General features: G+C 70.1%; 11 protein-coding genes. 6 read left to right on the plus strand and 5 right to left on the minus strand.

Annotation, left to right across the window (positions count from 1 at the left end; genetic code table 11):
• Positions 1–57 precede the first annotated feature (57 nt).
• Together ABIC52_RS13020 and ABIC52_RS13025 are read right to left on the minus strand one after the other, a co-directional pair.
• Positions 58–1,050, minus strand: coding sequence for a carbohydrate ABC transporter permease (locus ABIC52_RS13020; RefSeq protein WP_126891479.1), 993 nt, complete (start codon positions 1,048–1,050; stop codon positions 58–60).
• Positions 1,047–1,982 (minus strand): carbohydrate ABC transporter permease, encoded by a 936-nt coding sequence (locus tag ABIC52_RS13025; protein ID WP_066655681.1) that lies wholly within the window; start codon positions 1,980–1,982, stop codon positions 1,047–1,049. The genes ABIC52_RS13020 and ABIC52_RS13025 overlap by 4 nt, the downstream gene beginning before the upstream one ends.
• Positions 1,983–2,208: 226 nt before the next feature.
• Here ABIC52_RS13025 and ABIC52_RS13030 point away from each other — a divergent pair, with 226 nt between their 5' ends.
• The 3 genes from ABIC52_RS13030 to ABIC52_RS13040 all read left to right on the plus strand — a co-directional run bounded on the left by ABIC52_RS13030 (position 2,209) and on the right by ABIC52_RS13040 (position 5,666).
• Positions 2,209–3,198, plus strand: a complete 990-nt coding sequence (locus tag ABIC52_RS13030) for a LacI family DNA-binding transcriptional regulator (RefSeq protein ID WP_126891489.1) — start codon at positions 2,209–2,211, stop codon at positions 3,196–3,198.
• Positions 3,199–3,260: 62 nt separating this feature from the next.
• The gene (locus tag ABIC52_RS13035) at positions 3,261–4,118 is read left to right on the plus strand and encodes a 3-hydroxyacyl-CoA dehydrogenase (protein ID WP_354027527.1); all 858 of its coding nucleotides are present in this window, start codon (positions 3,261–3,263) and stop codon (positions 4,116–4,118) included.
• A 39-nt stretch (positions 4,119–4,157) separates the two neighbouring features.
• Complete coding sequence (locus ABIC52_RS13040) at positions 4,158–5,666, plus strand: GNAT family N-acetyltransferase (protein ID WP_354027528.1); 1,509 nt, start codon at positions 4,158–4,160, stop codon at positions 5,664–5,666.
• 246 nt (positions 5,667–5,912) lie between these two features.
• Here the strand turns inward: ABIC52_RS13040 and arfA are convergent, their stop codons facing one another.
• On the minus strand, positions 5,913–7,415 hold the full coding sequence (gene arfA, locus ABIC52_RS13045; protein ID WP_209823916.1) for an arabinosylfuranosidase ArfA: 1,503 nt from the start codon (positions 7,413–7,415) through the stop codon (positions 5,913–5,915).
• Positions 7,416–7,644: 229 nt separating this feature from the next.
• On the opposite strand from arfA, the gene ABIC52_RS13050 reads away from it, so the two are divergent.
• Genes ABIC52_RS13050 through ABIC52_RS13060 form a run of 3 tightly spaced genes read left to right on the plus strand, consistent with a single transcriptional unit; the run spans position 7,645 to position 10,954 of the window.
• Positions 7,645–9,015 (plus strand): extracellular solute-binding protein, encoded by a 1,371-nt coding sequence (locus ABIC52_RS13050; protein WP_354027529.1) that lies wholly within the window; start codon positions 7,645–7,647, stop codon positions 9,013–9,015.
• A 54-nt stretch (positions 9,016–9,069) separates the two neighbouring features.
• On the plus strand, positions 9,070–10,035 hold the full coding sequence (locus ABIC52_RS13055) for a carbohydrate ABC transporter permease (protein WP_126891483.1): 966 nt from the start codon (positions 9,070–9,072) through the stop codon (positions 10,033–10,035).
• Position 10,036: 1 nt separating this feature from the next.
• Entirely contained in the window at positions 10,037–10,954 is a 918-nt protein-coding gene (locus tag ABIC52_RS13060; RefSeq protein WP_126891484.1) for a carbohydrate ABC transporter permease, read from the plus strand.
• Positions 10,955–11,145: 191 nt separating this feature from the next.
• Here ABIC52_RS13060 and ABIC52_RS13065 read toward each other — a convergent pair whose 3' ends face one another.
• Positions 11,146–11,523, minus strand: a complete 378-nt coding sequence (locus tag ABIC52_RS13065; protein WP_209823918.1) for a VOC family protein — start codon at positions 11,521–11,523, stop codon at positions 11,146–11,148.
• 23 nt (positions 11,524–11,546) lie between these two features.
• Complete coding sequence (locus ABIC52_RS13070) at positions 11,547–12,386, minus strand: siderophore-interacting protein (RefSeq protein ID WP_209679010.1); 840 nt, start codon at positions 12,384–12,386, stop codon at positions 11,547–11,549.
• Positions 12,387–12,397 lie beyond the last annotated feature (11 nt).

The following is a 12,397-nucleotide window of genomic DNA, read 5'->3' on the forward strand; positions in this document are numbered from 1 at the left end:
GCTGTGTCCGGTCGCCGGGCGCGTGGCGGGCTGCCGGCGTGCCAGGCGTCCGGTGGGTCAGGCCTTGACGGACCCGGCCGCGAGGCCGGACTGCCAGAAGCGCTGGAGGAAGAGGAACGCGACCACGATCGGGATGATCGTGAGGAGCGATCCGGTGACGACGAGGTTGTAGATCGGCTGCGCGCCGGAGCCGGTGGCCTGCGCGTTCCACTGGTTGAGGCCGACCGTGAGCGGGTACCACTTCGGGTCGCTCAGCATGATGAGCGGCAGGAAGTAGTTGTTCCAGGTGGCGACGACCGCGAAGAGCAGGACGGTGACGACGCCGGGGGTGAGGAGCTTCAGCGCGATGGTGAAGAAGATGCGGAACTCTCCGGCGCCGTCCATGCGGGCGGCCTCGATGAGCTCGGTCGGGATCGCGTCGATCGCGTAGGTCCAGATGAGGTACATGCCGAACGGGCTGATCAGCGACGGCAGGATGATCGCCCACGGGGTGTTCGTCAGGCCGAACTGCGAGAAGAGCAGGAAGGTCGGGACGGCGAGCGCGGTACCGGGGACGGCGATCGCACCGAGGACGACGGCGAAGACCGCACGACGGCCGGGGAACTGGAACTTCGCCATGCCGTAGCCGGCGACCGTGGCGAGCAGGGTCGCGCCACCGGCACCGACGACCACGTACAGCAGCGTGTTGCCGAGCCACTGCATGAAGATGCCGTCGTTGTAGGTGAGCGTGTCGACGATGTTCTGCCACAGGTTGAAGTCGCCGCCGAACCACAGGCCGAAGGTCGACAGCAGCGACGCCTGGGTCTTCGTGCTGTTCACCAGCAGGTAGAACAGCGGCGCGAACGAGTAGACGACGAAGACGACCATCACGGCGGTGAGGAGACCGGAGCGCTTCACCTTGCGTCCGTCGACCGGCTTGCCGGCGCGGCGCGACCGGGAGGCGCGGGTCCCGCGGTCGCGCGGGTCACGCTGGGTGGTGGTCGCCTCGGTGACCGTGGCCGGGCCGGTCCCACCGGCGGGTCCGGTCGCGGGGTGCTGCAGGGTGCTCATCGGTTCTCCTGGCGGGTTCCGCGGACCTGGACGACGTAGGCGATCACGGCGGTGATGACACCCATGACGATGGCGACGGTGGCGGAGTAGTTGAACTGCTGGCCGCTGAAGGACAGCGAGTAGGCGTACATGTTCGGGGTGAAGGCGCTGCCGATGACGTTCGGAGCGAGGGTCTTCAGCAGGTTCGGCTCGTTGAAGAGCTGGAAGCTGCCGATGATCGAGAAGATCGTCGCGATGACCATCGGGCCGCGCAGGGCGGGCAGCTTGATCGAGAAGACGGTGCGCAGCGGTCCGGCGCCGTCGAGCTCGGCGGCCTCGTACAGCTCGCCGGGGACGACGCGGAGCGCTGCGTAGAAGATCAGCATGTTGTAGCCGAGGAACTCCCACGTGACCACGTTGCCGATCGACGTGAGGACCCAGGTCGGGCTGAACGGCTGCAGCAGGTCGATGCCGAGCGCGCTGTTGGCGGCGCCGGTGAGGCCGAACTGGTTGCCGTAGATGAAGCCCCAGATGAGGGCTGCGACGACGCCGGGGACCGCGTACGGCAGGAACACCGCGATGCGGAAGAACCCGGTGCCCCAGAGCCGTGCGCTGTCGAGCGCGAGGGCGGCGACGAGGGCGAGGCCGAGCATGATCGGCACCTGCACGACGAGGAACAGCGCGACGCGGCCGAGGCCCTCCCAGAACTGGGCGTCCTGGAACAGCTGCACGTAGTTGGCGAACCAGACGAACTGGTTGCCGCCGATGAGCTGGTCGCGGAACAGGCTGAGCCAGAGCGCGTAGCCGATCGGCACGATGAGCATCGCCACGAGGACGACGACGAAGGGGCCGACGAACAGCCAGCCGGTGTACCGCCCCCGGACCTTCGGGCGGCGAGCGGTCGGCCGTGCCGGCGGTGCCGCCTCGGCCGGGCGCGCTGCGAGCGTGCTCATGTGACTCCCTTGTCTGCTGCGTTCGGGTTCCGGACCGCGCACCTTCCGGTGCGTTCGGGACGTGCCCTGCCTGCGCTGGCACCGTTCCGGAGGACGTCGATGTTGACGTCAACATCGAACGACGTCACCGTAGCATGGCAACGTCAACATGCACTAGCGTTCGGGGAAGTCGAACGGAGGGAACACGTTGTCGACCGATCTGACCGCACCGCGTCGTGCGCCGTCGATGGCCGCGGTGGCCGATGCCGCCGGCGTCTCGATGCAGACCGTGTCGCGCGTCGCACGCGGGTTCGACAACGTCAGTCCGGACACCCGCGACCGGGTCCAGCGCGCCATGGACGACCTGGGCTACCGGCCGAACCGTGCAGCCCGCGCACTGCGGTCCGGGCGCTTCCGGACCATCGGCGTGATCATGTTCACGCTCGCGTCGTTCGGCAACATGCGCACGCTCGAGGCGATCTCGGCAGCAGCGGCGGCCGCGGACTTCACCATCACCCTCCTGCCGATGGCGTCGCGCACCGGCGAGGGCGTCCGCACCGCCCTCTCGCGGCTGCACGAGCAGGCGGTCGACGGCGTCGTGATCGTCATCGAGTCGCACATCATCGACACCGCCGAGGTCGTGCTGCCGAGCGGTGTCCCGCTCGTGGTCGTCGACTCCGCGGGCACGACCGACCGCCCCTCGATCGACATCGACCAGGCCGAGGGTGCACGGCTCGCCACGCAGCACCTGCTCGACCTCGGCCACGAGACCGTCTGGCACGTCGCAGGCCCCTCGGCCTCGTACTCCGCCGAACGCCGTCTCGACGCGTGGCGGGAGACGCTGGAGCTCGCCGGTCGTCGGGTCCCGCCGGTCCTCCCCGCCGGGTGGTCGACGGCCGACGGGCACCGTGCGGGCCGGGAGATCGCAGCACGCCCCGACATCACCGCCGTCTTCGCGGTGAACGACCAGACCGCGCTCGGGGTGCTCCGGGCGGCGCACGAGGCCGGTCGCGACGTGCCGGGGAGCCTCAGCGTCGTGGGGTTCGACGACTTCCCCGAGTCGGAGTCGTTCTGGCCGCCGCTCACCACCGTGCACCAGTCCTTCGACGAGGTCGGGCGCCGTGCGGTCGCGACGCTGCTCGCGCAGATCGAGGGCACCCCGGTCCGGACGTCGACCGACCTCGTGCCGGTGCGCCTGGTCGAGCGGGCGAGCACCGCACCCCCGCCGCGGGCCTGAGCGCTCCCGGCGGATCAGGCGGTCACCCGTGCGCTCCCGTGACGCAGGAGCAGACTGACCGCATGACCACCTTCAGCGCAGTGACCGTGCTCGGCGCCGGCGTCCTCGGCACCCAGATCGCCCTCCAGACCGCTCGACACGGCGTCCCTGTCGTCGTGTACGACATCAGCGAGGACGCGGTCGCCGCCGGTCGTGAGCGGCTCACCGGCATCGTCGAGCAGTACCTCGGCGACGTCGGGCAGGACGCCCGCCCGGACGCCGACGCGGCCGTCGCGCGGATCACCTTCGACACCGACCTCGCGAACGCCGTCGCCGAGGCGGACCTGGTCGTCGAGGCGGTGCCCGAGCGACTCGACCTGAAGCGCGACGTGTACGCACGCCTCGCCGAGGTCGCGCCGGAGCACACGGTCTTCGCGACCAACTCGTCGACCCTGCTGCCGAGTGCGATCGCCGACGCGACCGGGCGCCCGGACCGCTTCCTCGCCCTGCACTTCGCGAACCACGTCTGGCGGCAGAACACCGCCGAGGTGATGGGGACCGAGCAGACCGTCCCCGAGGTGTTCGAGCGCGTCGCGACCTTCGCCGAGGAGATCGGCATGGTCCCGATCCGCCTGCACAAGGAGCAGCCGGGCTACGTGCTCAACTCCCTGCTCGTGCCGCTCCTCGACGCCGCCGCGGGCCTGGTGCTCCGCGGGGTCGCCGACCCCGCCACGATCGACACCACGTGGCAGATCGGGACCGGCAGCCCGGTCGGGCCGTTCCGCATGTACGACGTCATCGGGCTCCGCACCGCGCACGCGGTCGCGAGCGCCTCCCCCGAGCCGGGCGCGCAGGCGTGGGCTGCGTACCTGCAGTCCGAGTACCTCGACCAGGGCAAGTTCGGCGTCGAGTCGGGTGAGGGGTTCTACCGGTACCGCTGACGTGAGGGGGCCTGACCTGAGCACCCCTAGGATCTCGGGATGGAACTCGTCGCCCCCTCCCCCGAGTACTTCCCGTCCTTCCGCCGCGCCCTGCAGGAGTGGGACGGCGCCCACCAGGACGGAGCCGGGATCCGCGACGTCGCGGAACTGCAGGACCGTGCCGGCTTCGATCGCTGGGTCGAGCAGCTCCTCGCCGAGGAGACCGTCCCCGCCAGCCCCGGACACGTCACGTGCACCTACCGCTGGATCGTCGAGGGCGACGAGTACCTCGGCAGCATCGCCCTCCGGCACGAGCTGAACGACTTCCTCCGCTCGTACGGCGGGCACGTCGGGTACGGCGTCCGGCCCTCCGCCCGGGGGCGGGGACTGGCGTCCGCGGCCCTCGCCGAGGTCGTCCGCACGGCAGCCGAGCGCGGCCTGCCCGAGGTCATGCTGACGTGCGACGCGACGAACCCCGCGTCCCGCCGGGTCATCGAGCACGCCGGCGGCCGCTACGAGCGCAGCGTCGTCGACCCGGACGGGCACACCCTGCTCCACCACTGGATCCGCACGGGTGCGCACGCGCAGCCCGACGTCACCGAGGTGGACGTCGTCGGCGGCCCCGAGCCGCTCACCGTCGGGCTCCACGAGCACGACCCCGCCTGGGCGGGCCGGTACGAGGAGCACCGCGCACGGATCGCCCGCGCCCTGGACGGCCAGCACGTCACGATCGAGCACATCGGGTCGACGTCCGTGCCGGGACTCGCTGCGAAGCCGATCGTCGACGTCGCGGTCGCCGTGGCGGACGTCACCGACGAGGCCGCGTACCTCGCCCCGCTGCTCGACGCCGGGTACGAGCTCCGGGTGCGCGAACCCGGTCACCGACTCGTCCGGACGCCCGAGCGGGACACACACGTGCACGTCTACGAGCACGGTGCCCCCGAGCTCGACGACTACCTGCTGCTCCGCGACCAGCTCCGCCGCGACGACACCGACCGGCAGCGGTACGAGGACACCAAGCGGGCGCTCATGGAGCAGTCGTGGGACGACACGAACGCCTACGCCGACGCGAAGACCGCCGTGATCGCCGACGTCAAGGACCGTGCACGGACTGCGGTCGTGCGCGTGCGTCCGGTCCGTCCGACGGACGCGGACGCCTGGCAGGACCTGTACGCCGGGTACCGCGCCTTCTACCGTCTGCCCGAGGACCCCGAGGCCGTCCGCACCACCTGGGAGTGGGTGTCGACGGGCGCGCACGGGCTGAGCGGGCTCGTCGCCGAGGACGCCGACGGGCACCTCCTCGGGCTGGCGGACGTCCGCCGGTTCGCCCGCCCGTCGTCGGCGACGACCGGCCTGTACCTCGACGACCTGTTCACGGCTCCTCCCGCCCGGGGACGCGGTGTCGCGACCGCCCTGCTGCACGAGGTCGCCGCCATCGCCGCCGCCCAGGGCGCGAGCGTCGTCCGGTGGATCACCGCCGCGGACAACGCGACCGCGCGGGCGGTCTACGACCGGGTCGCCGCGGCGACCCCGTGGGTCACCTACGACATGCGGCCGTCCGCGGACTGACCGACCGGCGGACGGGAGGCCCGTGGCCGGACCGCACCGCGCCTCCCGTCCGCGTGTCCCGGGTCGGGAGGCCCGTGGCCGGACCGCACCGCGCCTCCCGTCCGACACGACCGGCCACGCCGTCACGACCCGGACACGAGCGAAGGGCACCGGTCCGCTCGCGCGGGCCGGTGCCCTCCGTGCTCACTCGACGCTCACCGGAGCGCTCGCCGAGGCGTTCGTGCGCCGACCGTGGTCGGCGGCGGCTCAGCCGATCGACACCGCGGTCCAGGAGACCGGGGGCAGCTCGATCGTGATCGTGTCGCCCTCGCGACGGACGGTCTCGTTCGTGCGGAGCCCGACGCGCTCGCGGCCCTCCAGGTCGTTGACGGCGTGCACGTCGTCGTCCCAGATGCCCTCGGCGCGGACGTCGCCCTCGACGCCGATGCCCGCCAGGTCGATCGTCACCGTGGTGCTCTCGGTCTGGTGGCGGTTCACCAGGAACACCGCTGCCTTCCCGTCCTCGACGGTGGCGGCGGAGTCGACCACCGGGACCTCGCCGTACTTGCCGCCGTCGACCGTGTCACCGGAGGCCTTGACCTGCAGCGACGTGCCGTTGGCGAGCCGCGAGGTGACCGAGAACGGGAAGAAGGTCGTCTGGCGCCAGGCCGGTCCACCCGGCTCGGTCATGATCGGGCCGATCACGTTGACGAGCTGGGCGAGGCTCGCCGACGCCACGCGGTCGGCGTGGCGGAGCAGCGAGATGAGCAGACCACCGACGACGACCGCGTCCGCGACCGTGTAGACGTCCTCGAGCAGACGCGGGGCGACCGGCCACTCGTCGAGCGTGAAGGTCTTCGCCTGCGCCTCCCAGCGCTTGATCGACCACACGTTCCACTCGTCGAACGAGATGTCGATCCGCTTGTCCGACTTCTTGTGCGCCTTGACGTGGTCGGCGGCGGTCGTGACCGTGTCGATGAAGTGGTCCATGTTCACACCCGAGGCGAGGAACGAGGTCATGTCGTCGTCCTCCTCGTAGTAGGCGTGCGCCGAGATGTAGTCGACGTCGTCGTAGGTGTGCTCGAGGACGGTGCGCTCCCACTCGCCGAACGTCGGCATCGAGGCACCGGACGAACCGCAGGCGACGAGCTCGAGGTCGGGCTGGATCTGCCGCATGGCCTTCGCGGTCATCGCGGCGAGCTTGCCGTAGTCCTCGGCGTTCTTGTGACCGAGCTGCCACGGGCCGTCCATCTCGTTGCCGAGGCACCACATCTTGATCGCGAACGGCTCCTGGCGGCCGTTCGAGCGGCGGTACTCGCTGAGCGCGGTGCCGGCGTCGATGTTCGCGTACTCGAGGAGCTCGATGGCCTCCTGCGTGCCGCGGGTGCCGAGGTTCACGGCGAGCATGAGCTCCGAGTCGACCGCGTCGAGCCAGTGCTGGAACTCGTGCAGGCCGACCTCGTTCGTCTCGGTGGAGTGCCAGGCGAGGTCGAGGCGGCGGGGTCGCTGCTCGACGGGGCCGACGCCGTCCTCCCACTTGTAGCCGGAGACGAAGTTGCCGCCGGGGTAGCGGATCGCGGAGACGTTCAGCTCCTTGACGAGGTCGATGACGTCCTTGCGGAAGCCGTGCTCGTCGGCGGTCTCGTGAGCGGGCTCGTGGATGCCGTCGTAGACGTGGCGCCCGAGGTGCTCCACGAACCCACCGAACAGGCGACGGCGCACCGGCCCCACGGTGAACGCGGCGTCGAGGACGAGGTGTGTGCGGGGCATGGATCTCCTTCGATCTGCTGGGGGTTCGTGCGGTGACGTGCGCGGCCCGTCACGAAAGTGAGCGCTCACGTCATGAGAACGCTAGCGGGTTCCGGCCCGTTGGGGAAGCGGTGGCACACCGGTGTCGTGACGTTCACGGAAGGGGTGGCGGCGACCCCGGTCGGCCGCTAATGTGAGCGCTCACGGAGCAACGACCGCTCCGCTCGGCCCGTCCCGATGGAGTGATGCCATGCCGATCCGACCAGTCGTACCCACCTCGCAGACCCGCGGCGGTGCCTTCACCCGGCGGACGCTGCTCGCCGGTGCCGCCGCAGGTGCAGCGGTCCTGCCGCTCGCAGCCTGCTCGAGCCCGATCGCCGCCGGCATCGCCGGTGCCCCGCTCAACCCGGAGACGCTCGTCTTCTGGAACCTGTTCGGTGGCGGCGACGGCGTCCGCATGCAGACGATGGAGGACGGGTACGCGAAGCAGCACGGCGGCTCGTCCGCGCTGCAGGCCACCACCTTCGCGTGGGGCAACCCGTACTACTCGAAGGTGACACTGGCCACCGTCGGGAACAAGCCGCCGGACGTCGCCATCGCCCACCTCACCCGCGCGAAGCCGCTGTGGGACGGCGACCTGCTCGACCCGATCACCGAGGACGACCTGGCGAGCGTCGGCCTGAGCGCCAGCGACTTCAACCAGAAGGCCTGGACCGCGCAGAAGACCGACGGCAAGAACATCTGCATCCCGCTCGACACACACCCCTTCGTGCTCTTCTACAACGTCGACGTGTGCCAGAAGGCGGGCCTGATCGACGCCGACGGCAAGCTCAAGGACCTGAACGGCCTCGAGAACTTCGAGGCCGCGATGGCCGCCGTCGCGAAGGTCACCGGCGGCACGGCGCTCAACGTGGCGAACGTCGTCCCCGAGACCGCGACCCCGTGGCGGTTCTTCTGGACGATGTACAACCAGATCGAGGGCGCGACCCCGTTCATCAGCGACGGCGGCGCGAAGCTCACGGTCAACGAGGACGCCTACGGCAAGGTCACCGAGATGACCCAGAAGTGGGTGCAGAACGGCTGGCTGAACAAGGCGCTCGACTACGCCACGGCGCAGTCGCTGATGTTCGACGGCAAGGCCGGGTTCTTCATGCAGGGCGAGTGGGAGATCAGCACCGCCCAGTCGATCAAGGGACTCAAGTTCGGCATGGTGCCGATCCCGCAGCTCTTCGACAAGCCCGCGACCCAGGCGGACTCGCACACGTTCATCCTGCCGAAGAAGGACCGGACGCCCGAGCAGCGCAAGGCGCACATGCTCTTCATCAAGCAGATGCTCGAGCAGAGCCTGACCTGGGCCGAGGGCGGGCACGTGCCGGCGTACATGCCGACGTTCGACAGCCAGCAGTACAAGGACCTCACCCCGCAGTCGAACTACGCGTCGGCCGCCGAGACCGCGGTCTTCGACGACGCTGCCTGGTACGGCGGCTCGGGCTCGACCTTCGAGGGCCTCGTCGGCGCGCAGCTCGCCCTCGTCCAGCAGGGCAGCAGCTCCCCCGCCCAGGCGCTCTCGGCGATCAAGGGCCAGCTCGCGACCTACCTCAACACCCCGAGCCCGCTGTGACCGGGCACGTGATCCTCCTCGTCCCCGTGGACACCGCGCGAAAGGCACGATGACGTGACCGCTGCACCAGTTCTCACCCGCCCCACGGACGCCGCGACCGTCACCCGTCGTGCGCGGCCCCGCGTGAACTCGACGAACCGAGGGCAGGGCCGCTCCGGCTGGCTCTTCCTCGCCCCGTTCGGGCTGTTCTACGCGGCCTTCCTGCTCGGCCCGACGGTCTGGATGATCGTCACGAGCTTCTTCAACACCTCGACGGTGCGCACCGGGCTCGGCAGCTTCGCCGGGTTCGCCAACTACGCCGAGATGCTCGGGCGCAGCGACTTCTGGTCGTCGCTCTGGCACACGCTGCAGTTCACGCTGTACACGACCCCGCCGCTCGTGGTCCTGGCGTTCGTGTTCGCCGTGCTGACGAACCGGATGAACCGCGGCCAGTGGTTCTTCCGCCTGGCGTTCTTCCTGCCGTTCATCCTGCCGTCGGCGACGATCTCGCTCATCTGGGTGTTCATCTTCACGCCGGCGACCGGCCTCTGGGCGAGCCTGCAGACCGCACTCGGCATGACGCCCGGGTCCGGGATGCTGTCCAGCCCGAACACCGCGATGATCGGTGTGGCGATCGCCACGGTCTGGTGGACCCTCGGCTTCAACTTCGTGCTCTACCTGGCCGGTCTGCAGGAGATCCCCCGCGAGCTCTACGAGGCCGCGGCCGTCGACGGCGCGTCGAACTGGCAGCAGATCAAGTCGATCACGCTCCCGCTGCTCGGCCGCACGACGACGCTCGTCATCCTGCTGCAGATCATCGCGAGCCTGAAGATCTTCGACCAGGTCTACCTGATGACGAACGGCGGTCCGGGCATCTCGACCCAGGTCTCGCTGCAGCTCATCACCGGCGTCGGCTTCACCGACAACCGCCTCGGCGCCGCGTCCGCCGCGTCGGTGCTCCTGTTCATCGTGATCGTCGCGATCGCGGTCATCCGGCAGCTCGTCGAGCGTGCTGCCGCCAAGCGAGAGATCGGGGCCTGACATGACCGCCACCGAGAGCATCACCACGTCGCGTCCGCGGAAGCTGCGCTCCGGCGTCTCGGCCGCAGCCCCGGCCAACGCTGCGAAGATCGGCGTCTCCGGCAAGGGCTTCAACATCGCGGCCGCGATCATCCTGACGGTGTTCGCGGTCATCTGGCTCATCCCGAGCCTGTTCGCGCTGAAGACCTCGCTGTCCGACAACGGCGTCGCCGCCCTGGGCGCGAACGCGATCCTGTCGAACTGGAACCCGACGCTGCACTCCTACGCGTCGCTGTTCCAGGCCGGCGACATCTGGAACTGGTACCTGGCGAGCGGCATCACGAGCCTCGTGACCGCCGCCCTGACCGTGCTGTTCGCCTCGATGGCCGCCTTCGCGCTGTCACGCCTGGTGTTCCGCGGCCGGAACGTCGCGTTCCTGCTCATCATCCTGGGCATCATGATCCCGACGCAGGTCCTGATCATCCCGATCTTCCAGGAGCTCAACGCCGTCGGCCTGCTCAACACCTACTGGTCGGTGATCTTCCCGCAGGTGCCGGCCGTCATCGCGGTGTTCATCTTCAAGCAGTTCTTCGACGGCATCCCGAAGGAGCTGGAGGAGGCCGCGCGCATCGACGGTGCGGGCATGTGGAAGATCTACTGGTCGGTGATCCTGCCGCTGTCGCGTCCGGTGATCGCCGCGGTGACGATCCTGACCTTCGTCGGTGTCTGGAACAACCTGCTCCTGCCGCTGTTCGTGCTGTCGAACCCGGACCTCATGACGATCCCGGTCGGGCTCGCCACGGTGCAGGGCAGCTTCGGGCAGCGCTACGCCGACATCCAGGCCGGTGCGATCCTGGCGGCGCTGCCGCTGATCATCCTCTACCTGGTCTTCCAGCGGCAGATCGTGGAGGGCGTGACGGGCTCGGGCCTCAAGGGCTAGACGCCCCGCATCGACGGACGGGAGGCACGGTGCCAGCTGGCACCGTGCCTCCCGTCCGTCTCGCCTGCCTGGTCGAACCGGGCGTACCTCGTCGAATCGGGCGTACCTGGTGTGTCTGATCGACGAGGGATGCCCGGAACCACCAGGCATCGCACCCGCTCTGGGAAGGAACGGGCGTCGCGGGGCGCAGGTCAGAGCGGGTCGAGCCGGGTCCGCAGCAGGCAGAACTCGTTGCCCTCGGGGTCCTGGAGCACGTGCCAGGACTCCTCGCCGGTCTGCCCGACGTCGGCGGGACGCGCGCCCAGGGCGAGCAGCCGTTCGAGCTCGGTGTCCTGGTCCTGGTCGACCGGCGACAGGTCGAGGTGCAGCCGCAGGGTCTGGGTCGGTGCGTGGTCGACCCGGTTGAGGATGATCGTCGGGGTCGCACCGCCGAACCCCGACGCCGGTCCGATCTCGACGCCGTCGTCGTCCTTGCCGAGTTCGACGTAGTCCAGCACCGCGCACCAGAAGCGCGACAGCGCCTCGGGGTCGCGGCAGTTCAGCACGAGTTCGCTCAGTCGGACGCTCATGCCCGCACGCTACCCGGCCGGGCTCAGACGGGGACGGCCTGCCGCGCCTCGTGCTTCCAGAAGCCGGAGAACGTGATCCGCGACTTCGGCACCCCGGCTCGGTGCAGGTGCCGACGGCCGGCGGTCGCGAGTCTCGACTCCCCCACGACGAAGGCGTACACCCGGTCGTCGCACGGCACGTGCCGCTCGAGCTCGGCGAGCGCCGCCCGCCCGGGGACCTCGTGCGGGTCGACGTGCTCGCGGACGATCCAGGTGACCTCGACACCGACGGGGGCGTCGAGCACGCGGACGTCGGCGGCGGTGGGGACCTCCTGGATGATGCGGCCGACGGTGTCACGGGGCAGCGAGGCCGCGATGCCGACGACGGCGGGCAGCCCGGTCTCCTCGGCCGCGACGACGACCTCGCTCACGTCGTCCGGGCAGTCGAAGATGCGGCCCTGGTCGAGCACCGCGAGCTGGTCCCCCGGACGCGCGGAGCAGGCCCAGATCGCCGCGCCGCCCTCGAGCGCGCCGTCGTCGTCGGTGTGGACGATGAAGTCGACGTCCATCTCGGCCGTGCCGTCGGGCAGGTGCCGGAAGGCGGCGACCGTGTAGTTCGCCAGGTGCGGGCGCTCGTCCTGCGGGATGGCGAGGTACTGGGGGTACCAGCGGGTGCCGTCGATCTCGGGCAGCGTGAAGGTGGACTGGTGCGGGAGCTGCAGGAACAGGCGGAACCAGTGGTCGTACCCGGCGAACGGGAACTCGTGCAGGTCGTCCCCCACGACGGTCACCCGCTGCACCGACGGGGTGTGCCGGACGGAGCGGAGCACCTGCGCACGGAAGAGCCGGGGTGCCTCGGGCATGAGCCGCGGGATCTTCGCCATGAAGGGAAGGC

This window comes from Curtobacterium oceanosedimentum (genome assembly GCF_040545555.1).
Taxonomy (GTDB): domain Bacteria; phylum Actinomycetota; class Actinomycetes; order Actinomycetales; family Microbacteriaceae; genus Curtobacterium.

What these genes read in the sequence shown, in the direction of transcription:
- ABIC52_RS13020 (WP_126891479.1), bottom strand. Translation starts at nt 1,050, where the DNA reads ATGAGCACCCTGCAGCACCCCGCGACCGGACCCGCCGGTGGGACCGGC.
- ABIC52_RS13025 (WP_066655681.1), bottom strand. Translation starts at nt 1,982, where the DNA reads ATGAGCACGCTCGCAGCGCGCCCGGCCGAGGCGGCACCGCCGGCACGG.
- ABIC52_RS13030 (WP_126891489.1), top strand. Translation starts at nt 2,209, where the DNA reads ATGGCCGCGGTGGCCGATGCCGCCGGCGTCTCGATGCAGACCGTGTCG.
- ABIC52_RS13035 (WP_354027527.1), top strand. Translation starts at nt 3,261, where the DNA reads ATGACCACCTTCAGCGCAGTGACCGTGCTCGGCGCCGGCGTCCTCGGC.
- ABIC52_RS13040 (WP_354027528.1), top strand. Translation starts at nt 4,158, where the DNA reads ATGGAACTCGTCGCCCCCTCCCCCGAGTACTTCCCGTCCTTCCGCCGC.
- arfA (WP_209823916.1), bottom strand. Translation starts at nt 7,415, where the DNA reads ATGCCCCGCACACACCTCGTCCTCGACGCCGCGTTCACCGTGGGGCCG.
- ABIC52_RS13050 (WP_354027529.1), top strand. Translation starts at nt 7,645, where the DNA reads ATGCCGATCCGACCAGTCGTACCCACCTCGCAGACCCGCGGCGGTGCC.
- ABIC52_RS13060 (WP_126891484.1), top strand. Translation starts at nt 10,037, where the DNA reads ATGACCGCCACCGAGAGCATCACCACGTCGCGTCCGCGGAAGCTGCGC.
- ABIC52_RS13065 (WP_209823918.1), bottom strand. Translation starts at nt 11,523, where the DNA reads ATGAGCGTCCGACTGAGCGAACTCGTGCTGAACTGCCGCGACCCCGAG.
- ABIC52_RS13070 (WP_209679010.1), bottom strand. Translation starts at nt 12,386, where the DNA reads ATGGCGAAGATCCCGCGGCTCATGCCCGAGGCACCCCGGCTCTTCCGT.